This window comes from Oceanobacter sp. 1_MG-2023, assembly GCF_030689025.1.
GTDB lineage: Bacteria > Pseudomonadota > Gammaproteobacteria > Pseudomonadales > Oceanobacteraceae > Oceanobacter.
In genome coordinates, this window is the sequence record NZ_JAUYWA010000010.1 from 30,752 (window position 1) to 53,988 (window position 23,237).

A 23,237-nucleotide genomic window follows, 5' to 3' on the forward strand; every position below is an offset into this window, starting at 1 on the left:
CACAAGCCGGAACAATCAACCTCTTTGTTCATCCGGCATACTCACGCTACCGCCTGATCCACAGGCCATTCAGCCGTGTGTCATGTGCTTGTACCTGCTGCATGTTACAGTCTATCGGTACCTGATTCGAAGTGATCTTCCATACCGCAGGCGGCGCCTGGATGACCAGCACCGAACCACTGCTGACAGAGCGCCACCCGCTCTTCTGCCGGGCGCTGCAAATCTGCAGCAGCTAATGCATCAATAACTTTCAAGCGAGGCAATAGCCCGGCACCATTCGCCAGCTGTATCGCCAGCCCCGGACGCGCGTTTAGCTCCAGTAATAACGGGCCATGCTGGCGATCGATAACAATATCGGCACCGAGATAACCCAACCCGGTCATGTCATAACAACGGGCGGCCAGTACCAGCAGATCTTGCCATTGGGGAATAAACAGCTCTGACAGCTTCTCCTGGGTATCCGGATGTTGCATCATAGGCAGGCCATTCTGTACTCCATGTAACGCCTGTCCATTTGCCAGCCCAAGACCGACACCGACGGCACCCTGGTGCAGGTTGGCCTTGCCATCCGAGGCTCGGGTCGCCAATCGGGTCATCGCCATCACCGGATAACCACGACAGACAATCACCCGGACATCCGGTACCCCTTCATAGGAAAACCGTTGCAAGGAGTCATCAAACTGGATGCAACGCTCAATAATGGCGACATCCGGTGATCCGCCCAGACTGTGGAGGCCGGCAAGAATGTTGGAGGCATGGCGCTTGAGCTCACTCAGCATAATCGGACTGCCATTGGCCCGCACCCAATAATCCCCCTCACAGCTCTGAACAACCACAATTCCTTTACCGCCAGAGCCTTTGGCCGGTTTGATCACAAAAGCCGGGATTCCGGATAACTGCTGCCCCAATGTCTCGACTTCATGTTGTGACTGAATCGTGCCAATCAACTCTGGTACCGCAATGCCCGCCTGCTCTGCCAGGCGCTTGGTTTTTAATTTGTTATCCACCAGTGGGTACAACGTACGTGGATTATAACGGCTGATATACAAACGATTACGGGCATTCATGCCCAGAACCCCTGCCTGATGCAATTGCAACGGCAGCATCAAGCGTCGCCGCAGTGCCTGCCAAAGCGGCCGAAACGCCAGCTTACTCATGGCGCAGCGCCACAAAACGACGTAACTCCAACAGGCGATAGCCAGTGTAGGTGCCCAGCATCAATACCAGTGCCAGAATCACCAACTGCACACCAATATAGTTAAACGTCAGGTGGCGTATCAGCGGGTCACTCATTGCCCAATAGGCAACAACCGCGGTCAGCAAGCTGCCTCCGCCTTGACGCATCACTTCTCTGCCGCCTTCTTCTTCCCACAGAATCGACATCCGCTCAATCGTCCACGACAGGATAATCATCGGGAAGAAAGTGATTTTTAAACCTTCGGTCAGACCCAACTTGTAAGATGCCACACTGAACAAGCCGATAATGGCAATCACCGTAATAATCACCGCCGATATACGCGCCACCAGTAGCAGGTTAAGGCGCGACAGGTAACTGCGAATCACCAGTCCGGTAGCCACCACCAGCAGGAATCCCACCAGCCCGGTAACCAATGAGGTCTGAATAAAGGCCACCGCAATCAGTACCGGCATAAAAGTACCCGAAGTACGGATGCCCACCAGAATGCGCAACAGACACACCACTAACGCCCCTATCGGCAACAGCAGAATGGTCTTGAACATGGCCTGCTCTTCTACCGGCAGACTGTGTATGGAAAAATTCAGTAACTCGTGCTGATCCGACAACCGGTTGGCCACACTGGCAAAGGTCGACTCCTCGCGCCGAATCATGGCAAAACGCACCTGCGAATCATAACCACCCGACACTTCCAGCACCGGTTCCCCGCGCTGCTCCCACAGCAGCAGCGGCGCATTCCGATCAAACAAGGCCGGGTTGCGGGCCTGTAAGGGGATATCAAACACCTGGCTGCGGTTGTCTTGCCAGACCCGAATATAAGGCAACAGCTGCTGTTGTCGACGACCGTCCTGCAAGCGCAGGCCATATACCAGCCGTGCTGGCACACCCGCCTTGTTGAGCATGTCCACCAGCAACTGCGGCAGGCTCTGATCAAATTCACTGATCAACAACTCCACATGCTGGGCACGAGGTTCCGCTGCAAAAGCTTTCAGTAACTCTCGCGCCAGACTGAAATTATCCGCTGACGTCCGATGTGCCAGCGCCAGCAATTGCCCCACGGCACTGGCGTAAGGTTCCGGCCAGCTGCTTTCCGTTACCGCCGGTGCTGGCTCTGGCATCAATTCGTAAGCATCACTTTCCAGCACATCCGCACGATAGAACAAGGTCTGCCGCCCGCTGGCGGTACGCTTGGTCCACTCGGCAACCGGATTGCCCCCATCGATAAAATTCAAGCCATAACCGGGAGAGGCACCACTTTCACGCAGCAGCATAAATCCGGGCTGATTGGACGGCCGAGCCAGAACAGCCCGCACCGGATCACCGTCAGTACTGAGCTCAACCCGGGCTTCAACCGACCAGACCACTTGTGATTTCCCTGGTAGCAGGGGCACGTCATACACCCAGTGACGATGAAGAATCTGTGCAATTCCTGCACTTAACAGCAGCAGTATCAATGCAATATAAGGCCAGCGAGATCCGTTCATTGCTCTTCACTCACAACAGGTATCTGCAAATCGGGCTGATATTTACCCAATAGAAATTTTTTCCCAACATCAATCAAGGTGACATCTTGCAGAAATGATCGCCCCAGCAAAATCGGATATGTCATTTGCGAGCGATCAGCCAATGAGAATTCAGCTTTTTGCTGTAGTTGTTGCCCCAGGTGCACCGTCAACTCCACCACCGGCCGCCGATCCAGATCGGCATTTGACGCCTGCCGGATCAACACGTTGCGTACCAGTTTGGCTTCGATCTTCCAGGGTTCCGATTCATCATCGTGTTGTAGCAGAAATCGCACCCAGGGCTGACCGTTACGTTCAAAGCGGGTGATATTGCGAGCACTCAGTGACGACGTCGCCGCACCACTGTCAACGCGGGCACGATAATGATGCCCTGGCGGAGTGAGATAAATCCATTCGGTGGCGCCGACGACCAGCTTATCAGTATGGGTATCAGTTGTGGTCTCAGCACCAGTGGTTGGACAGCTGACCGGAGCCGGGTTAGCGGCGGTCAGGCGCCGCACCTGCCGCTGTAATGCCTTCAGCTGGGCCTGTTGCTCCTGCTGCCCGGCCAGCACCGGATCCAGCTCAGGGCAGCTCAAGTCAATATCCGGATTATGTCGAGCAACCACCTCTTCAATCGCCGCCATGTTAACGGCTCGATGCTCAGGCCCCGGCCAATGACTGCAAGCGGACAAGAGCCCACCGATCATCGCTATCAACCCTACCCGCCTGACCCAGCTGGACATACAGAACTACTCCACCGCACAAAAATCCAGTATTGAACCATAAAGGCGGATAAAGTTGCGTTCTACTGTTACCCAGACTGTCATAAATAACCGTTGGCCCACCCGCTGGCCAGTATCACACGCGCGGTACGGTTTTTATTTCACAAAATATTTGCCTCAGAACATCGAGCTCATCGGCACCGAACACCAGTTACCCCGGGCACAAATGGCATCCACCCATAAGCGCTGCATCACCCGGCTACTGCTGCGGCCTCGGGGGGCCAGTGCTTCCATTTCATGCAATTGAGCCATGGCCGGATAGATCACCGGATTGTTCAGGATCTCCGGCTCCACAAAACGATTAGCCGATGCCATCGCGGTGGGATATTCCAGATAGTTGGAATTCTTTGCAGCGATGTTACCTCGCATCAGGAAACGGATCAGTTGGTACGCCAACTCTGGCGAATTGGCGTTGGTCGGAATCGCCATCACATCAATCCATAACGCCGCCCCCTCCCGGGGAATAAAATACGACAAATCGGCATTGCCCGCTGCCGCTGTCAGCAAATCACCGGAATACCCCACAGCCACACAGATCTTGCCGCTGGCCAGGTCATCCAGATACTGGGTTGTGTGTAAATAGCTGACCTCACCCAACGAATCTTTCAGCAATTGACCAGCCTGCTGCAGCTGCTCTTTACTCAGACTGTTGACGGAATACCCCAGATACGACAGCGCTGCCGCAAAAATCTCATCCCGCTCATTCAGCAACCCGATACCACACTGGGCCACTTTTTGCCGCACATCCGGATCAAACAGCAAGGCCCAGGAATTTTCATAATCAGCCAGGCCCAGCTCCGCCAGCGCCTTGCGGTTCACGCCCAATCCGGTCGTCCCCCACATATACGGCACGCCGTTCAAGACACCGTCATCCTGCTGGCTGTAGTCACTCAGAATATCCGGACGCAATGAATCCCAGTCCGGCAGCTGCTGAGTCATCAGAGGCCGAACCAGCGACTTGCTAGCCAGCGTGTTCATGATACGGCTGGGTGGGAAAATCAGATCAAATTGCTGACGATCATCAAAATACAAGGTAGCGAACTTATCCAGACTGTCGAACTCGACGTAATCTATCTCGATATTGAATTCTTTCTCAAAAGCTTCCAATACACCCGGTTCAATATAATCACTCCAGTTCAACACCCGTAACACTGGTGTTTCTTCCTGGGCCTGTACAGCCAATCCGCCCAATGACAAAGCGCACACCAACAGCCAACCGGCCAATCTCGCTAGCATCATGATTTTTATTCCATGGTTCATCGTTTTTACCGGTGCTGGCATAGCACCAAGAGATGGAACAGAGAGAGGATCAAGCGGTGTGATTACAACACCACAGCACTTGACCTCTATCCACCCGGAGCCAAGTGTTGTGGCTCAGGCAGGTAAAAAGACATACCCCCTAGAGGGTAGATACTTCCCCTGGCCAGAAAAGGCCGGGGACAGGAAGCCGCCAAGCCGCAAGCCGTTGGCTGCCAGAGAGCCAACTTGCGCTGCAACAGGGTTTTTAACTGGTCAAATAAATACGTGGGACACGTCGGGTAACACCCGTAAACAGGTGATAGGAAATGGTATCGCAATGAGCGGCCACTTCATTGGCATCCAGCTGAGAGCCCCATAGTTCAACGGCATTACCTACCGCCGCACCGTCCACATCGGTCAAATCAACGGTCATCATATCCATCGACACCCGACCCAGAAGACGCGTGCGCTGACCGTTCACGATCACCGGCGTCCCCTCTTCTGCCTGACGTGGATACCCATCAGCATAACCCATCGCAATCGTCCCGATCCGGGTTGGTTTGGTTGCCACAAAACGACTGCCGTAGCCGACACTGTCGCCATTCTGAACCCAGCGGGTCGCAATCACCTCGGTAACCAGCGACATCGCAGGCTGTAACTGCAACGCAGTCTGGTTATCAAAATCCAATGGTGAAGCACCATAAAGAATGATACCTGGCCGCTGCCACTGCTTGTGCGCCATCGGGTGCACCATCAGTGCCGCCGAATTGGCCACACTCATATCCAGACCCAGCGCCTGAGCAACTTCAGTCAGACCCGTCAATTGAGTCGGTACATCAATACCGGGGGTGACCCGGGTATCGGCATTGGCAAAGTGGGTCATCAATGTGACCTGCCCCACCTGGGGCAAGGCCAACAGCTGCCGACTCACATCAGCCACCTCATCCAGCGCAAACCCCAGGCGATGCATGCCGGTATCTACCTTCAACCAGATATGCAGCGGTTCAGCGACACGAGTCGCTGCCAGCGCCTGGATCTGGTCGTACCGATGAACTGCGGTCCAGAAATTCTGTTCGGCGATCACCGGTAATTCGTCATTGCTGAAAAAACCTTCCAGCAACAAGACCGGCTGAGTAATTCCCGCCGCACGCAGTTCCAGCGCCTCCTCAATACAGGCCACCGCAAACGCCGGAGCGTAAGGAGCCAGTGCCTGAGCCACCGGGACAGCGCCATGACCATAGGCATCCGCCTTGACCACTGCCAACGCCTGACCGGCGGGATGTAATGAACACGCCAACTGGTAGTTGGCAATAATATGATCCAGACGAATCCGGGCCTGCGCAGGACGAGACATGTATAACTACTCCACAGTGACGATCAGCGGCTGGTTACAGCGCCAGAATCGCCTCAACTTCAATATCAGCTGCTTTTGGCAGCGCCTTTACGGCATACGCCGCACGAGCGGGATATGGCTCATCAAAATAACGCGCCATCACTTCATTCACTTGCGGGAAGAAATCCATATCCGACAGCAAAATGGTCAGCTTGGCGGCATCATTCAAAGAACCACCAGCCGCTTCAGCTACCGCTTTCAGGTTCTCGAACACCCGTACAGCCTGAGCTTCAAACGACTCGGTCACCATTTCCATGGTGGCAGGGTCCAGCGGAATCTGACCGGACATGTACAGCGTATCGCCCACCTGAACGGCTTGTGAGTAAGTGCCGATGGCAGCCGGAGCCTGATTGGTTGCAATAATCTTCTTGTTGCTCATAAAAACCTCATTATTCATTGAACGTCGCCTGATCGAACATCCGGCGACCAGGACAAATAGTACTGCCATAAAGCCACCGGCCGCAGTAAAAACAAGGTAACGGCCGTTAACTTGCTTGCTGCAGACCGGCGCCAGAGCCAGCTCGGAAATACCCGCTCAGAGCGCGACTAGAGATAGCGATGGACTGACAAGCCTTCGGTGCTGATATCAGGATCACGCTCATTCACAATATCGGCCAACAAACGTGCCGAGCCTTGTGACATGGTCCAGCCCAGGGTGCCATGACCGGTATTCAGATACAGATTATTAAACGGCGTTTTACCGATAATCGGCACACTGTCTGGTGTCATTGGCCGCAGACCACACCAGAACTCGGCCTTCTCCAGATCCCCGGCCCCTGGAAACAGATCGCTGACAACAAAATCCGCAGCCTTGCGACGGCTTTCTTTCAGGCTCAGGTCGAAGGAGGCAATCTCAGCCGTACCACCAACCCGGATACGCTCATCAAAACGAGTCACCGCCACCTTGTACTCTTCATCCATCACCGTGGATTGGGGAGCCTTGCTTTCATCCAGCAATGGCAGTGTCAGTGAGTAGCCCTTGATCGGATAGATCGGTAACTTGATGCCTAATGGATTCATCAGCATCGGAGAATAACTGCCCATCGCAACCACATACTTATCAGCGGTCAAACGTCCTTTGGAAGTCACGACGCCATGGATTTCACCACCAGACGCTTCCAGTCCCTTGACCTCGGTATCCATCATGAAAATCACCCCGAGGTCACGGCAAGCCGCCGCCAGCCCCTGGGTAAACTTGCGACAGTCACCGGTACCGTCGTTCGGGAACATCAAGCCACCAACAAACTTCTGGGAAACATTCGCCAGCGCCGGTTCATGCTGGATACAAGTCGCATGATCAATCACCTGGTGCTCCACACCGCACTCACGCAGGGACTCAAGGTCGGCACCGATGGAATCCATTTTTTCCTGATCCCGGAACAGCTCAACCGTGCCCTGATGGCGCTGGTCGTAATGGATCGGGCGGTCCTGCTGCAACTGATCAAAACAAATGCGGCTGTACTCCGTGATACGCAGCATACGATTCTTGTTAATGCGATAAGCATCTTCACCACACTGGCCGAGCATCTTCAGCATCCAGGCCGAGGTGCTGACATTAAATGCCGATGGACTGACCATAATCGGTGCCAGATCCTGCATCATCCATTTAACCGCCTTAAAAGGGATACCCGGTGCTGCCCATGGGTTGCAATAGCCATAAGACAACATGCCGGCATTACCGTAACTGGTTTCATCTGCCACACCAGAGCGGCGTTCCACCACCGTCACCTCATGCCCAGACTTGGCCAGATACCAGGCAGACGAGACGCCCAACACACCCGCGCCCAACACCAGAATTTTCATAACGACTGCCCCCACAAGATCACTGCATCACAAAGTCCGGTGCGTTATTCCGCGCTGCGATAGCAACACCGACAGGAAAACATCACCGCGTTTAATGGTGAAATTCTAGCGATAAAATCATAGAAAAAGCCTTTAATATTTACTCAAATACAGTATATTTCACTGGAAATTAAAGACTATTCAGAAGATAACCCTGAATAAATAACATTCATGACAATCTGATTTCAGGGAGATCAGCCCGATGGCAGCCACCAGTGATTACAAGCGCAAACCACTCGACAGGCTCGACCGCCGCATTCTGCAAGAACTGCAAAAAGAAGGCCGCATCAGCTACGTTGACCTGGCCGAACGAGTCAGTCTCAGCTCCACTCCCTGTATCGAGCGCGTCAAACGCCTGGAGAAAGACGGTTATATCGAGGGTTATTACGCCCGGCTGAACCCGGCGCTAATGGGTTACGGCATGCTGGTCTTTGTCGAAATTTCATTGTCTTACCAGTCACCAGACGCCTTCCAGCGCTTTAACCAGGCCGTCGATACCCTGCCTTACTTACTCGAATGTCATCTTGTCTCCGGCGACGCCGACTACCTGATCAAGGCACGTATCAATGACATGTCCGAATACCGAGCCTTACTCGGCGATATGTTACTGACCCTTCCCGGCGTAAAAAACTCCAGAAGTTACATTGTTATGGAAGAAGTCAAAGAAACAGCCCAATTACCGGTACAACTGCAACAAAGCTGATTCTGGTTGTGCCCCGTGCCAACAACCCCACACAGTTGCTACCGACAGACCCGTTTTTACCCGCTACGCAGGATGGTTTGGGATGGATATTCGCAGAGAAAAAAGTCGAAAAAAGTTAAGAAATGCACTGGCAGAGCTACTCAAGAAGCGGCCTCTGGAACAGATCAGCATTGAACAAATTGCCGACAAGGCCGGTGTCACTCGCCCGACCTTTTATTCCAATTATCAAAATCGCCAGGACATTATCATTGAACATATTGAACAGTGGCTGGCGCAGCGCGAGCAACTGTTCCAGAACTTTCTCGAAGATGAAGGCACCCCGGAACCGGATCGCCTGGTGGACTTTATCCAGCATCTGCTGGAAACCCTTTGCCCGGACGATACCCTGCTACAACTGGCATTGTCCGGCCGGGCCGGAGAGCAGGCCCTGCAACGGATCCTGAACCAGAACACCGATTTCTTCCGCCGCGGGGCCAGTCGCAGCTTCAACGAACCACCCAGCGAAGATGATATCCTGCTGATTTCTACCTTCTATGGCTCCGCCACCATCGGCATTATTTCCGGCATTATCTCCGGTAACATCCGCCAGCAACCAGCCGAACTGGCGCAGCAACTGGCAGATATGATCTACAACGGTATTGGCCATCGCCTGCTCTAGAACTGGCCGACAACCTGGGCGGTACAGGCACTAGCCTTCTCGCACCACCATCACACTGCACTTGGCATGACGCACCACACGCTCAGCATTCGAACCGATACTATAACGACCCTGACCGGGTTTCTGCGCCATCATCACAATAATATCGGCATAGCGGCTACCCGCTTCCTCAAGAATCTTTTGATGCACCACACCACGACGAACCCGACTGCTGTAATGCAGGGTTGCTGGCATCAAATTACGCAGCAAGGCCAGCAACTTGTCTTCGTTATCACGTTGGCGCAACGAGTTAAATTGCTGGTCCGGGTACAGCACCACCACGTTATTGTCTTTGCTGTCATCGATATACAGAAAAATAAAATCCACATGAGGATTGTCACTGGTCAGTTCTCTTGCCGCCTCAATCAACAACGGCAGTTCCTGCGGATAGGCAAGATCCACAGGAATCAATACTTTGTAAAACATAAGCCCTTCTTCCTAATCCATAAACCCTGTCAGGGGCCACAACACAACCGGTAACATCATGCGGCCACACAACACTGACAGGCCAAGTAAACGATATAACGGTGTATTAACAACCATGTTGATATCCGCTGGCATCATGCCTTGCCGTCAGAACAGAAGCATTCAAGGTATCCAATCTGTGACATCAACAGCGGTGGACTGTACTCTCATCAGTCTGTAGACGTTACTGAATAGCGAATAATCCACATTGCCAGATTCCGTAACACCAGCGTTGCAGGCTTGCTTGCCACCGTAACAAGACCTGACGACACAATGCATCAAACCCACCATGATAATGATGTAAATACGCCTGACATTCTGCTGCCAGGTACCGTACTGACCATACCGACGCAGAGGCACACTTTTGTAATGGCCATCAAACACGCCCTGGGCCAGCTGGGGGATTATGAAATCAGACAACTCAAGGTATTCAAGGCCGTTGCCGACTGCGGCGGCTTCAGTGCTGCCGAAACCCTCCTGAATATCAGCCGCCCAACCATCAGCATTCACATTGCCAATCTGGAATCACGACTGAATCTGATCTTGTGTCGCCGGGGGCGAGGGGGATTCGCCCTGACCAAAGAAGGCGAAGTGATCTACCAGCAAACACAACAACTACTCGATGCGCTGGAAGGCTTCCGCAACACCATCAACAACCTCAGTTCGACGCCATCGGGCAAGTTGCGTGTGGCACTGAGTGATTCTTTTGCCAACGACCCTCGCTGCCAGTTCACCGCCATCATCAACCACTACGCCCACCAGGCACCCGCGGTCGAAGTAACGGTGGACGTCTCACATATGATCGAGATGGAACGCAAGGTACTCAACGATGAACTGGATCTGGCCTTTATTCCCTATCACCGGCAACTGGAAGGGCTGGATTATATCCACTTGTTCAGCGACCGCTGCTACCTCTACTGCGGCGCCAGCCACCCGCTGTTTCATCAGGATGACAGCCATATCAGTAACACACAGATCAACGCCATTCCGCTGGTTCATGCCGGACTGCAACCCCATGAAGAGGTGTATCAACAAATCGCTGCCATGAACCTTGCCGCGGTTTCCTATCATTACGAAACCCGCGTCGCCCTGATACGGTCCGGTATCTATGCGTCGTTTCTACCCGAAAATATTGCCGCCCCCTACGTACAAGACCGGCAACTACGCGCCATATGCCCACAGACCCGGCATTATTCCCTCGGCGCAGCCGTGATCAGCAAACGCACCAGCCAGCCGAACCGCGCACGCACTCTGTTTATCCAGACAGTGCAATCCTTGCATCAACAGGGTAAACCGGATGCGCCCTACTGAGTTTGAAATTCACAGTCTGGGTGATGCGCAGAACCAGTTATGACTCATCGACGCAAGGTTTCAGAAGGCAATTCACCAATATGCTGGCGATAATGCTGTGCAAAACGCCCAAGGTTAGAAAAACCATAATGAATCACCACCTCCGTCACATTCCTTGCCGTTCGAGGCCGGTTACTTAACTCCCGAAACACACCTTCGATTTTAAGTAAGCGAATCAACTCTCCGGGGGTACAATCCAAGGAAGACCGTAGGCGGTTATACAAAGTCTTAACACTGACCTTGCAGGCCACTGCCAGAGCAGGAATATCTGCATCTTCATGCAGCCTGGTCAGCACTTCACGACGTAACTGAGCCACCACAGTATCACTCAACGGCAGCGTCGTAATCATCTCGCAGCCCAGCCCATGATACAGCTGCAGTATCAATCCATGACAAACTTGTAGCTGATGAAAACGGATGTGTTCACGGAAGAAGTCTATTGGCCGCAACGGCTGCGTCATAACTTGTATCCATTGCTCCAGTTCTGGAGCTTGACTGACCGACAACTCCCGCCGCAATTCATTGTTCAACCAACTTCCCGCAATTGCCGTCCCGCGAAGCTCAGCCAACGGTACGACCAAAATACTGAAACTACCTTCATCATCAGCTAGCAGTGCGTTATAGCTACCTGAATGTAGCAGCAGCACCTCACCAGCATGCAATCGATAGAGAGTATTGCCGTACCGTAATTTATGACACCCTTTGTGACTGATAACTATCTGAATCATCTCTGCCGGAACTTCCCAATCACAAGACAATTCCACAGCCTGAAACGTCATCAGAACATGGCCCCCAAAATACTCAACGACCACCATATCCCTGGACGGCGGCTGACTATTATTAGAAGGAACAGCATCCCCTCTCAGCACCGCAACAGCAGTCTGAAGATAAACATCATTCTGGTATGAATGCCGTCTTTCATTTCTCAAAATACCGGGGATCGGCTGGCCCTGTTGTGAATCTGTCAAAACGTATGCCATTGTAATCCAACCCTTTTAGAGAGGAACGATCAGTACTGGCCGAACACTGTGCTCCATCACCTTGGCAGCAGTTGAACCCAACAGTTTTTTGCCGAGTCCATGACGAGTCCCCATGACGATCACACTGGCCTTAATTTCATCCGCTACACGAAGAATTTCTTGCCACGCACGCCCCTCTTCGACACGAGCAACCAACTGGTCCACTTGCAGCTGCTCGTCTATCTCCAGTTCCGCAGCGCAAAAATCCTCCACCCGCGCCAGAATCTGCTCCCGCACCGCAACAAGGCTGTCATCATGCAGGTCCTGCAACAACGGATCTTGAGCCATGAGCTGCTGCGCCAGACGGTCAGCCTGACGGCTCGGCGATTCGATCACATGCAGGTAGGTAATGTGCGATTGGTAATGGCCACACAAGCTGACTGCCGCGCGAAATGCCGGGCGCGAACCCCCCTGCAAATCAGATGCGTACAAAATACGTTTAACACCAGAGAGCATAAGACACCTCCTGTTGGATGATCAGGGTAAACGACATCAGCGATACAGCCATTCCGGCAACAGCATGGCGATCGCTGGAATAAAGACAATCAGTGCCAGACGCACAATGTCGGCACACCAGAAGGGTGTCACCCCTTTGAAAATGGTCGCCGGATTCACATTACGCAGCACCGCACTGAGCACAAACACATTCATCCCTACAGGAGGCGTGATCAGACTGATTTCGGTGACCACTACCACCACAATACCGAACCACACCAGATCAAAACCCATGCTTTGCACCAGCGGGAAAAAAATCGGCACAGTCAGCAACATCATTGACAAGCTTTCAAACACCATTCCAAGCACAATATAAATACCCAGAATCACCAGAATCACTCCCATCGGACTCATATCCAACGCCGAGACAAAGGTCAGCAAATCGGCGGGCAAACCGGCACGGTTGATAAAATCGGAAAAAATCAAAGCCCCGATCAGCACCATAAACAACATGGCGCTGGTACGTCCGGTATCCGTGAGAGCCAAAAACAGTGAGCCGAACGACAGACTGCGACGCATCAAGGCAATAATAAAAGCACCGCCAGCACCAATCCCTGCCGCTTCAGTCGGCGTAAACACGCCGAGGTAAATGCCTCCCATCACCAGCGTAAACAGAATCACCACACCCCAGACCCCTTTCATCACCTCCAGCCGCTGTTTCCAATCCAGTTTGTCACCGCAAGGACCCGCTTCCGGAGTACGCCACACCACAAACTTGACTGCCCCGAGGTACAACAGAATACCCAACATACCAGGCAGAAAACCGGCGGCGAACAGCTCACGGATACTGGTTTCAGTCAGCAAGCCATAAATCACCAAAATCACACTAGGCGGTATCAGAATCCCCAACGTGCCACCGGCAGCGATTGAAGCCGTTGCCAGAGAATCGGCATAGCCGTACTTGCGCATCGGGGGCATGGCCACTTTGGCCATAGTCGCCGAGGTTGCCAGAGATGAACCGCAAATCGCCGAGAAACCACCGCAAGCCACCACGGTGGCCATCGACAAGCCACCACGGTGATGACCTAGAAAAGCATTGGAAGCGCGATATAACGCTTGCGACAGACCGGAGCTGGTTACCAGATTGCCCATCAGAATAAATAACGGTATGACCGACAGACTGTATTCCTGCGCTGTATCAATAACCCGGTTGGATGCCATCGCCAAAGCACTGGTCCAGCGAAACTCCAGCAGGTTATCAAACCCAAGTCCTTGTAAATAAGCGAAACCGAAAAAGCCGACCACCCCCATGGCAAAGGCGATAGGAATACGTACAACAATAATCAACAGCAATAATATAAAAAAGCCAACCAGCGCGACAATCATATGGGAGTTCCAATATAGAAAGTGGTAAAAATAATTTCAGTTCATCACTCGTCATTAAATATTCGATATATTCCATAGCTGACCATGGCAATGGCACAGATATAGCTCATCACTGAGATATACTGAACAATATAACCAACCGGCATTTGCAAATACTCGGTGACAACTTCGCGCCGTAACGAACGCTCAGCGGTAAACATCATGCGCCCAGCCACGGCATAAAAAGCCCCAGAGACCAGCAGAGCAGATAACAACCCCAACGCCTTGACCAGTCGATGGTTCATATAACGATCCAACAGATCGACAACGACATGACCTCCGCGCCAGGTAATAACCGGCATTTCGGCAAACACCACCACCGCCAGTGCCAGCTCGGTGATCTCCACTGTGCCATCGACCGCGTTGTTTAAAAAATAGCGTCCGATCACATCGGCACACGTCAGTAGCATCAGCGCCATCAGCACGGCAGCAGCAACACACTCAAGGGAGAAGGCCAGCCACCTAGCTGGTCCCTTCTCCTCGTAGTGTTCTGATATCCAATCAGAAAACACCATCTGCTATTTCGCTCTATGGTAATTACGGGCAGTATTTCTCAACTCAGCCAAGGCCGCCTCCGCGTCAACCTTGCGGTCAGCAACAGAGTCTATCCAGAGCTTATCCATACCGGTAATCAGCGTATTGAATTGACGCGACAGCAGCTGCGCAGCTCCGACTTCGTTGATTTCTACCTTGTCGGCCTTGGCAGTGATAAAGCCTTCCCCGTCACCTTCTTCCCAGGCCGCACCAGCCATCCGGGACAATTTCTCACCCGATACCGACATAATGGCCTTACGGTCACGTTCGCTCAGGCTATCGAGAAAATCCGGGTTGATGAACATGGAAAAGCTGCCCATGTACATGCCTTCCGGAAAAATCGTGATGTACTTGGTGACTTCGCTCAGACGTAGGCTTTTTTGCTGTGCCATCGGCATAAAGATGCCATCGATCACTCCCTGCTGCAGCATTTCGTAAGCTTTGGTGGCGGGTGCAGACACAGGAGTTACTTTCATTTTTTCTGATAATTCAGTCTGGATCCCCCCTCCTACACGAATTTTCTTGCCTTCCAGGTCAGCCAACGAGGTGACACGAAAATTCGACTGAATAGTGCCCTGGCCATGGGTAAACATCCCCAAGACCTCTAGACCTTCAAATTCATTCGCGGCGCGGAAATATTTGTCGTACACACGCCAAAGCGCCACTGAGGCAGCTTCAGCACCGACACCTAGCCCTGGCTGTTCCACAATTTGTGGCAGTTTAAAACGGCCCGGTACGTACCCGTGATAACTGAAGCTGGCATCAACCACGCCATCTTCCACCAGCTGAAACATGGTTTTCGGATGACCTAAACCGTACTCGAGTTTAACTCTAACCCGCCCTTCAGTGGCTTCTTCCACCCATTTGGCCCAGGTCGGCCAAACAATGGCATTCTGATTGTCGGTTGGTGGCAACCAGGTACCAACCCGTAATTCGGTGGCAGAATGGCTGACGGCGGAGCTCATCAATGCCGCAATTGCCACACCGGCTGCCGCCATTTTTTTAATACTGATCATGTCATTTTCACCCTTGCTTTTAGATTTATTTTATTTTGTCTCGTTATCAAACTGCGATAAAAAGCCAAATGGGCACTACTTTATTTCGGCATTAACTCATCAGGCTAAAATACCGATTTATTAACATTATCAACGCCAGAAAAATAATATTTTTATACTTCACACTCCCTTATTATATGGAAATAAAATCGTTTACCGGGGTTAATTGCCGACACCCAGTTTTTTCACCAGTGTCAGAATGTCATAGCTGGCCACCAGCCCACCCTGCTGATTGGTCACCTGAACATCCCACGCCACAACCCCCTGAGGGTCACCCTTCGGACTTTCCTTGCCCTGATCGATTTTGCGTTTACAAGTCAGCCGCGCCTGAATCGTGTCACCAATACCGACCGGATTCACAAACCGCAGGTTATCCAGGCCGTAGTTGGCCAGCACCGGGCCAACGCCGGGGGATACAAACAGACCGGCGGCGGCCGATAACACAAAATAACCATGCGCGATACGTTGTTCGAACTGCGAATCCCGTGCTGCCAGTTCATCGAAGTGCATATAAAAATGATCACCAGATAAACAACCGAAGTTGACGATATCGGCTTCGGTCACTGTACGTCGGTGCGTCAGCAACGACTCACCAATTTTCAATTCTTCAAAATGACGGCGAAACGGGTGTACTTCGGTCTCATAGGTTTGGCCACCGCGCACGTACTCTCCGGTTACGGCAGTCAACATTGTGGGCGACCCCTGCACCGCCGTACGCTGCAAATAATGCTTTACTGCCCGGATTCCTCCTAGTTCCTCGCCACCACCGGCACGACCAGGGCCGCCGTGCTTCAACATGGGCAGTGGTGATCCGTGGCCTGTCGATTCCGTAGCGGCTTCAGCATCGAGAATATGAACACGACCATGCCAGCTGGCGAGGGCGGGTACGATCCGGGCAGCCAGCTCCGGGCTTCGGGTAATCACTGACGACACCAGCGAACCCTTGCCACGAGCCGCCAGCTCAATCGCGTGGTCAATATCCCGATATGGCATCAGTGTACTGACCGGGCCAAACGCTTCAATATCATGAGCGCCACCCTCTGCATCGGGATCGCGGCACAACAGCAGGGTTGGCTCAAAGAAAGCTCCATCACTGGCACCTTCACCAAGCGGAGCGAAATCGGCCGCACCTCCATATACCCGTTCGCAGCTGGTCATCAAGGCTTCGACCTGATGACGCACGTCGCGCTGCTGGTCATGGGAAGCCAACGCTCCCATTCGTACTCCCTCAATCGCCGGATCACCGACGCGGGTTTTGGCCAACCTGGAGATCAGTTTTTCTGTCACTGCATCCACCTTGTCCGCAGGCACCAACACCCGGCGAATGGCGGTACATTTTTGCCCTGCCTTGGTGGTCATTTCACGGACAACTTCTTTTACAAACAGATCAAATTCAGCGTCGTCCGGCATTACATCCGGCGCTAGAATGGCGCAATTGAGGGAGTCGGCTTCGGCATTAAACATCACCGAGTTAGCAACCAGATTAGGCGTTACCCTCAACTTGGCCGCTGTTGCGGCTGACCCGGTGAACGTCACAATATCCTGCCCACCCAGACGATCCAGCAAGTCGCCGGTGCGACCGATCACCAACTGCAAGCTGCCTTCCGGTAACAAGCCCGACTGCTGCATCAGCCTTACAGCCGCTTCGGTGACATAGCTGGTAGAGGAACCCGGCTTGACAATACAGGGCATTCCGGCGAGGAAGTTGGGCGCAAATTTTTCCAACATGCCCCACACAGGGAAATTGAAGGCGTTGATATGCACCGCAACCCCCCGACGTGGCACCAGAATGTGACCACCCGCAAAGGCTCCTGTTGGCCCCAGCGGTATCACATCGCCTTCCGGGATCAGGTTACCAGAAGGCAATTCCCGTCGGCCCAGACTGGCGTAGGCAAACAGGGTGCCAGCGCCACCTTCAATATCAACCCAACTGTCGGCGCGAGTGGCACCACTATGGGCAGAAATGGCGTAGAGGGCTTCCTTGTGTTCGATCAGGTACTTGCCCAGCGCCCGCAAACAGGCTGCACGGCTCTGGAAATCCATCGCCAGCAGTGATTGCTGACCTGCACAACGAGCAAAGTCCAATGACTGCTCAAAATCAATGGTCTCTGCATGGGTGTGATACACCGGCTTGCCATTGACAGCGCTGGTCAGCGGGCTGGCCGCAGTCGCACCAATCCATTGGCCCGCAATAAAACTTTGTAACGTCGGTAACTGATTCATGTCGACTCCTGGAAGCTCCGGTTAAAACAGGTGATAGAAAGTGTTCAGTCATTCTTAGACTTCGTCGAAATCCAGTACCACCCTGCGACTGAGCGGGTACGACTGACACGACAATACATAACCAGCCTTTACCTCGTACTCTTCCAGGCCAACACTGACATCCATATCGACTTCACCCTCAATGACCTTACATTTGCAGGTTGAGCACACCCCTGCCTTACAGGAAAACGGCAACTCGGCGCCGTGCTCATTACCTGCTTCCAGCAAGTTGGTGGTGTTCTGGGCCAAGTCGAAGATTTTACTGTGACCATCACGAATCACCGTAATCTCACTGATGCCAGTGCCGCTGGCGGCAGCATCTGCCCGCTGTTCGCGCTTGCGCTCATTACCGACGCTGGCAAACAGTTCAAAATGGATTTTATCGGCAGCCAGACCACACTCTTTTAGGGTATCGCGCACGGTTTCTGTCATTGCTTCCGGACCACAGATAAAAGCGGCATCCAGTGTTCTGGTATCAATCCATCGACTAAACAGAGTACGGCACTTATCAGCGTCAATATGGCCGTTATACAGATCAATATCCTGCTGCTCCCGGCTAAACACGTAGATCAGGTTTAACCGCCCCATCCAAGTGTTTTTCAGGTTTTCCAGCGCTTCACGGAACATCGCCGAAGAACTGGAGCGATTGCCATAAATCACAGTGACTGTGCTATGGGGCTCCACCTCCAGCGTGCTTTTTACAATCGATAGAATCGGCGTAATGCCACTACCTGCCGCTACCAGCAGGTAGTGTCCTGCACGTTCAGGATTCAGCTCGGTATAGAAGCTGCCCATTGGTGGCATCACCTGTAGCTGGGCACCCGACTGCAACTGCTCGTTGGCAAAAGTAGAAAACAGGCCGCCAGGGACTTTTTTAACAGCAACACGGAGTTCCCCATCGTTAACACCGGTACAAATCGAATAGGAACGGCGCACGTCTTCACCTTCAATCTCAGTGCGCAAGGTCAGGTACTGGCCCTGGGTAAAGCGATAGGTGTCGGCCAGCTCAGCAGGTACGGCAAAGGCCAGTGATACTGAATCTCGTGTTTCGCGACGCAAATCGGAAACGGTTAACGAGTGAAATTGACTCATTGTCTCTCTCCAGAGCCACCGTCTTATTGGCAGTGACTCAGCTCAAATACATTTGAAATAATCGAACGGTTCCAGGCAGTCCAGGCAGCGATAAAGGGCCTTGCACGCCGTTGATCCGAATTCGCTGACACGTTCGGTGTGGACACTGCCACACTGGGGACAAGCAATCTCCGATGCCGTGGCCAACAAACTCAGCTTGTTGGCACTGCCTACCGGTGGCGCAACCCCATAGGCGCGCAAATTTTCTCGCCCAGCGGCAGTAATCCAGTCAGTAGTCCAGGCTGGATCCAGCTGCTGCTTCAGTACCGGTTGGTGAAATCCTGCAGTAGTCAGGGCTTCTTCAATCAGGGTTTCGATAAATTCAGTCGCCGGGCAACCGGAGTAGGTGGGCGTGACGATCACCTGCAAGTGCCCCGCTGACCAGCGTACGTCGCGCACAATGCCGAGATCGACGACATTGATCACCGGCACCTCAGGATCCATCACGTCGGCCAGTACGGACCAGGCTCGCTCAATGTCCTCAGGGCTACCAGCGCGCCCCTGTCGATCACTGCCAATCAGCTCAATTACCGCCGCCGACAACGGAGGCAACTCACCAGACGGCATCAGGGTACGCTCGTTGCAGGGACTGCATTTCAGCCAGCAATACGCCCAAACACTCGGTATGCATGCCTTCACGGCCACTCAGATAAAACGAAGGCGCGGCTGGCGGCACGGTTAGCGTCGCCTGCTCAAGCACCTGACTGACGGTTGCCAGCCATTGCTCTGCGATCAATTCCGGAGCAGCTATCACTCCAGCAGCTGCCAACCGATTTTCTACTTCGTCCCCAGCCATCAACTCAACGGTAAAACGCCAAACCACATCCAGTGCCTTGACCATCCGGTCGTGGCTTTCCTCGGTGCCATCGCCAAGGCGCTGTACCCAGTCGGAGGAACGGCGCAAATGGTAGGTCACCTCCTTCAGAGCCTTCGCGGCAATCGTCGCAACACGTTTGTCGGACGAGGCTTTTAATGCCGTCAGTACGTGGTAGTGCCAAGCGTCGTAAAAGAACTGCTTCAACATCGTGACAGCAAAATCGCCGTTTGGCTGCTCGACCAGCAAGAGGTTGCGATAGGCACGCTCATCGCGACAGAAAGCCAGTTGATCGGCAGAACGACCGTCATCCAGCCGTTCTGCCGTGAACTCCAGCCAGTTGCGAGCCTGCCCAAACAGGTCGAGACCCACGTTCATCAATGCCATTTCTTCTTCCAGTGCCGGTGCCCGTCCGCACCATTCACACAGGCGTTGCCCCTGCACTACAGCGCTGTCACCGAGGCGCAGCAAGTATTCGCTCAGATCGTCATATTGGTTCATGGCAGTGCCTCACATGTGGCCGACTTCATCGGGCAGCTTGTAGAAGCTGGCATGGCGATAAACCTTGTCATCGGATGGATCGAACAAAGCTTCTTTTTCGTCGGTCGCCGACGCTGTGATCATATTGGAAGGCACAATCCACAGGCTGACTCCTTCGCTGCGACGGGTATACAAATCGCGGGCGTTTTCCAGCGCCATGTCGGTATCTGCCGCATGAACGCTGCCAACATGCTTATGGTTCAAGCCGTGTTTGCTGCGCACGAACACTTCAAAAAGAGTCCACTCAGACATAGTTTTAATCTCCGGTATCAATCAGGCAGCTGCCCGTTGTTTTTTCTTATTAGCGTGTGCAACCGCTGCCTGGCGAACCCAGGTACCGTCGCTGATGGCATTCCGGCGAGTTTCAAGGCGTTCACGGTTACAGGGGCCATTGCCTTTGATGACGTCAAAAAATTCCCCCCACTGAATCTCACCGAAATCGTAGTGGCCTCGCTCTGCATTCCACTTGAGGTCGGGATCGGGGGCGCTACAGCCGAGAATTTCCAGCTGTGGCACGGTCTGGTCGATAAAGCGCTGACGCAATTCATCGTTGGTGTGACGTTTGATTTTCCAGGCCATGGATTGCGCACTGTTGGGTGAGTCAGCATCGCTGGGGCCAAACATCATCAAGGCTGGCCACCACAGACGATTGATAGCGTCTTGCACCATTGCTTTCTGGGCGTCATTTCCCTGTTGCATCATAGTCAGCAGCATTTCGTAACCCTGACGCTGGTGAAAACTTTCTTCCTTGCAAATACGGATCATGGCGCGGGAATACGGGCCGTAAGACGTGCGCTGCAACACCACCTGGTTCACGATGGCAGCACCGTCGACCAACCAACCAACAGCACCCATATCCGCCCAGTTCAAAGTCGGATAATTGAAGATAGAGGAATATTTGGCCCGGCCACTGTGCAATTTTTCAACTTCTTCATCACGATCGGCACCGAGGGTCTCCATCGCACTGTACAGATACAGTCCATGACCCGCTTCATCCTGAATTTTCGCCATCAGCTGCAGTTTGCGCTTGAAGGTCGGGGCACGAGTGACCCAGTTCCCTTCTGGCAACATGCCGACAATTTCCGAGTGGGCATGCTGGGACACCTGACGAATCAGGGTCTTGCGATAGGCGTCTGGCATCCAGTTTTTGGGCTCAATCTTGATTTCCGCATCAACCTTTTCCTGAAAGGCGCGCTCTTCCGGGGACATGTCGTCCAGAGCTTTGACTTGCTTGACCCCTGTCTCAACCATTTGTGCGTACATGAATATCTCCGGTAGTACTGGGCAGCCGCTGCTGCCGTTGATTCCAATAATGATACTAAAAACTAATTTAAATAAAATATTTCGTATCACTTAAAGAGCAAAACTATCCGATCCCAGGGACATTGGCCTGGATTGACCAACCCGCGACAGGAAGCCCTGGCCAAACAGCGCCCTGTTCGTTAGCCCTGTCGCCGTTTGTCGAACACCCGCTGAGCCTTTCCCTCTGATCGGGCAATAGTGCCTATACCACGTACATCAACAGCCACACTGATACCCACTGATGACTTCACGTGGTGCTTCAGTTCCTGCACCAAACGCTGGGTCTGTGCCTCATCCAGATAGTGGAATTCTGGCCGCAGCTCTACGTGCACTTCCATGCTATCCATGTTTCCTTTGCGATACAGGTGTATCGCATAAGTTTCTGAAAACTGTGGAACTTTAACCACCTCTTCTTCGATCTGAGTGGGAAAGACGTTAACACCACGAATAATCATCATGTCATCGCTACGACCGGTAATCTTGTCGATCCGGCGCATCCGGCGAGCACTGCCAGGCAACAATCGGGTCAGATCTCGGGTGCGATAGCGAATCATCGGCAAGGCTTCCTTGCTAAGGGTGGTAAACACCAGCTCGCCCATCTCACCATCCGCTAGAACTGCACCGGTGGCCGGGTTAATAATCTCCGGATAGAAGTGATCTTCCCAAACGGTCGGACCATCTTTGGTTTCCGCACACTCCATCGCCACGCCGGGCCCCATGATTTCCGACAGGCCATAGATATCCAGCGCCTGAATGCCCAGCCGCTGCTCCACTGAACGACGTAGCTCATCAGTCCATGGCTCCGCACCAAAAATACCCAACCGCAAGGACAGATCATCTGGAGTAATGCCCTGACGCTCCATTTCATCGGCGATATTGAGCATATAGGAAGGGGTAACCATGATAATGTCAGGCTGGAAGTCACGAATCAGGCGCACCTGTTTTTCAGTCTGGCCACCAGACATTGGAATCACACTACAACCCAGGCGTTCAGCTCCGTAATGCGCGCCCAGTCCACCGGTAAACAATCCATAACCATAAGAGATATGCACCTTGTCACCACGATGACCACCTGCCGCCCGAATGGAACGAGCAACGATGTTGGCCCAGGTATCAATGTCATTCTGGGTATATCCCACCACCGTCGGCTTGCCAGTGGTGCCACTGGAGGCGTGCAAGCGCACGATGTCATCCATCGAGGTCGCGAACATGCCATACGGGTAGTTGTCACGCAGGTCGGCTTTGGTGGTAAAAGGCAGCTTGGCCAAATCATCCAGCGACTGAATGTCTTCCGGGTGAATACCGGCCGCATCAAAACGCTGGCGATACAGCGGCACGTTATGGTAAGCGTGACCAATACTCCATTTCAGCCGCTGCAGCTGATGGGCACGTAACTCATCTATGCTGGCAGTTTCCATCGGATCGAGCTGATCCTGCTTGAACTGGTCTCGAATATTCATGCTGAGTCTCTCTATCTATCTTTTATTGTTGTTTTGATAAGGTAATGAAACCCACTCAGGGGTTCTGCAGCATCCAACTGGGCGCCGAC

The 23,237-nt window shown here is 53.0% G+C and carries 23 protein-coding genes; 3 read left to right on the forward strand and 20 right to left on the reverse strand.

The annotated features are described in order from the left end of the window. Nucleotides 1-104: 104 nt before the first annotated feature. From Q8W22_RS08525 to Q8W22_RS08555, 7 genes are all read right to left on the reverse strand, one after another. Complete coding sequence (locus Q8W22_RS08525) at nt 105-1,157, reverse strand: alpha-L-glutamate ligase-like protein (protein ID WP_370693340.1); 1,053 nt, start codon at nt 1,155-1,157, stop codon at nt 105-107. After that, nucleotides 1,150-2,679 (reverse strand): inactive transglutaminase family protein, encoded by a 1,530-nt coding sequence (locus tag Q8W22_RS08530; RefSeq protein ID WP_303433632.1) that lies wholly within the window; start codon nt 2,677-2,679, stop codon nt 1,150-1,152. Before Q8W22_RS08530 ends, Q8W22_RS08525 begins: the two co-directional genes overlap by 8 nt. Further along, a complete protein-coding gene (locus Q8W22_RS08535; protein ID WP_305452073.1) occupies nt 2,676-3,344 on the reverse strand; it encodes an ATP-dependent zinc protease in 669 nt (222 codons plus the stop codon). Before Q8W22_RS08535 ends, Q8W22_RS08530 begins: the two co-directional genes overlap by 4 nt. Nucleotides 3,345-3,599: 255 nt before the next feature. Further along, nucleotides 3,600-4,721 carry an extracellular solute-binding protein gene (locus tag Q8W22_RS08540; RefSeq protein ID WP_303433629.1) on the reverse strand — a complete coding sequence of 374 codons (1,122 nt, stop codon included), beginning with the start codon at nt 4,719-4,721 and terminating at the stop codon, nt 3,600-3,602. Between the two features lie 265 nt (nt 4,722-4,986). Then, complete coding sequence (gene alr, locus Q8W22_RS08545) at nt 4,987-6,075, reverse strand: alanine racemase (RefSeq protein ID WP_305452074.1); 1,089 nt, start codon at nt 6,073-6,075, stop codon at nt 4,987-4,989. 34 nt (nt 6,076-6,109) lie between these two features. After that, nucleotides 6,110-6,493 (reverse strand): RidA family protein, encoded by a 384-nt coding sequence (locus Q8W22_RS08550; RefSeq protein ID WP_303433626.1) that lies wholly within the window; start codon nt 6,491-6,493, stop codon nt 6,110-6,112. A gap of 167 nt (nt 6,494-6,660) precedes the next feature. Then, nucleotides 6,661-7,917 (reverse strand): D-amino acid dehydrogenase, encoded by a 1,257-nt coding sequence (locus tag Q8W22_RS08555; RefSeq protein ID WP_303433624.1) that lies wholly within the window; start codon nt 7,915-7,917, stop codon nt 6,661-6,663. A 241-nt stretch (nt 7,918-8,158) separates the two neighbouring features. Here Q8W22_RS08555 and Q8W22_RS08560 point away from each other — a divergent pair, with 241 nt between their 5' ends. Both Q8W22_RS08560 and Q8W22_RS08565 read left to right on the forward strand, forming a co-directional pair. Further along, nucleotides 8,159-8,659, forward strand: coding sequence for a winged helix-turn-helix transcriptional regulator (locus Q8W22_RS08560; protein ID WP_303433622.1), 501 nt, complete (start codon nt 8,159-8,161; stop codon nt 8,657-8,659). Nucleotides 8,660-8,741: 82 nt separating this feature from the next. After that, the gene (locus Q8W22_RS08565; protein WP_305452075.1) at nt 8,742-9,317 is read left to right on the forward strand and encodes a TetR/AcrR family transcriptional regulator; all 576 of its coding nucleotides are present in this window, start codon (nt 8,742-8,744) and stop codon (nt 9,315-9,317) included. Nucleotides 9,318-9,347: 30 nt separating this feature from the next. On the opposite strand, the gene Q8W22_RS08570 is transcribed toward Q8W22_RS08565, so the two are convergent. Next, a complete protein-coding gene (locus Q8W22_RS08570) occupies nt 9,348-9,782 on the reverse strand; it encodes a universal stress protein (RefSeq protein ID WP_303433619.1) in 435 nt (144 codons plus the stop codon). 408 nt (nt 9,783-10,190) lie between these two features. On the opposite strand from Q8W22_RS08570, the gene Q8W22_RS08575 reads away from it, so the two are divergent. Continuing rightward, entirely contained in the window at nt 10,191-11,132 is a 942-nt protein-coding gene (locus Q8W22_RS08575; protein ID WP_305415655.1) for a LysR family transcriptional regulator, read from the forward strand. A gap of 44 nt (nt 11,133-11,176) precedes the next feature. On the opposite strand, the gene Q8W22_RS08580 is transcribed toward Q8W22_RS08575, so the two are convergent. The 12 genes from Q8W22_RS08580 to paaK all read right to left on the reverse strand — a co-directional run bounded on the left by Q8W22_RS08580 (nt 11,177) and on the right by paaK (nt 23,148). After that, the gene (locus Q8W22_RS08580) at nt 11,177-12,139 is read right to left on the reverse strand and encodes a helix-turn-helix domain-containing protein (protein WP_305452077.1); all 963 of its coding nucleotides are present in this window, start codon (nt 12,137-12,139) and stop codon (nt 11,177-11,179) included. A gap of 27 nt (nt 12,140-12,166) precedes the next feature. Then, complete coding sequence (locus Q8W22_RS08585; RefSeq protein WP_305452079.1) at nt 12,167-12,646, reverse strand: universal stress protein; 480 nt, start codon at nt 12,644-12,646, stop codon at nt 12,167-12,169. Nucleotides 12,647-12,682: 36 nt separating this feature from the next. After that, nucleotides 12,683-14,011 (reverse strand): TRAP transporter large permease, encoded by a 1,329-nt coding sequence (locus Q8W22_RS08590; RefSeq protein ID WP_305452080.1) that lies wholly within the window; start codon nt 14,009-14,011, stop codon nt 12,683-12,685. Between the two features lie 44 nt (nt 14,012-14,055). Further along, nucleotides 14,056-14,565, reverse strand: a complete 510-nt coding sequence (locus Q8W22_RS08595; protein ID WP_305452082.1) for a TRAP transporter small permease — start codon at nt 14,563-14,565, stop codon at nt 14,056-14,058. Between the two features lie 3 nt (nt 14,566-14,568). Next, entirely contained in the window at nt 14,569-15,600 is a 1,032-nt protein-coding gene (locus tag Q8W22_RS08600) for a TRAP transporter substrate-binding protein (RefSeq protein ID WP_305452083.1), read from the reverse strand. Between the two features lie 201 nt (nt 15,601-15,801). Continuing rightward, a complete protein-coding gene (gene paaZ, locus Q8W22_RS08605; RefSeq protein ID WP_305452084.1) occupies nt 15,802-17,862 on the reverse strand; it encodes a phenylacetic acid degradation bifunctional protein PaaZ in 2,061 nt (686 codons plus the stop codon). A gap of 54 nt (nt 17,863-17,916) precedes the next feature. Further along, the gene (paaE, locus tag Q8W22_RS08610; protein WP_305452085.1) at nt 17,917-18,993 is read right to left on the reverse strand and encodes a 1,2-phenylacetyl-CoA epoxidase subunit PaaE; all 1,077 of its coding nucleotides are present in this window, start codon (nt 18,991-18,993) and stop codon (nt 17,917-17,919) included. Nucleotides 18,994-19,035: 42 nt separating this feature from the next. Continuing rightward, the gene (paaD, locus tag Q8W22_RS08615; RefSeq protein ID WP_305452086.1) at nt 19,036-19,599 is read right to left on the reverse strand and encodes a 1,2-phenylacetyl-CoA epoxidase subunit PaaD; all 564 of its coding nucleotides are present in this window, start codon (nt 19,597-19,599) and stop codon (nt 19,036-19,038) included. Continuing rightward, nucleotides 19,586-20,347 carry a 1,2-phenylacetyl-CoA epoxidase subunit PaaC gene (paaC, locus tag Q8W22_RS08620; protein ID WP_305452089.1) on the reverse strand — a complete coding sequence of 254 codons (762 nt, stop codon included), beginning with the start codon at nt 20,345-20,347 and terminating at the stop codon, nt 19,586-19,588. The genes paaD and paaC overlap by 14 nt, the downstream gene beginning before the upstream one ends. A gap of 9 nt (nt 20,348-20,356) precedes the next feature. After that, a complete protein-coding gene (paaB, locus tag Q8W22_RS08625) occupies nt 20,357-20,638 on the reverse strand; it encodes a 1,2-phenylacetyl-CoA epoxidase subunit PaaB (RefSeq protein ID WP_305452090.1) in 282 nt (93 codons plus the stop codon). Between the two features lie 21 nt (nt 20,639-20,659). Further along, nucleotides 20,660-21,649 (reverse strand): 1,2-phenylacetyl-CoA epoxidase subunit PaaA, encoded by a 990-nt coding sequence (gene paaA / locus Q8W22_RS08630; protein ID WP_305452091.1) that lies wholly within the window; start codon nt 21,647-21,649, stop codon nt 20,660-20,662. 179 nt (nt 21,650-21,828) lie between these two features. Next, nucleotides 21,829-23,148, reverse strand: a complete 1,320-nt coding sequence (gene paaK, locus Q8W22_RS08635) for a phenylacetate--CoA ligase PaaK (protein WP_305452092.1) — start codon at nt 23,146-23,148, stop codon at nt 21,829-21,831. Nucleotides 23,149-23,237 lie beyond the last annotated feature (89 nt).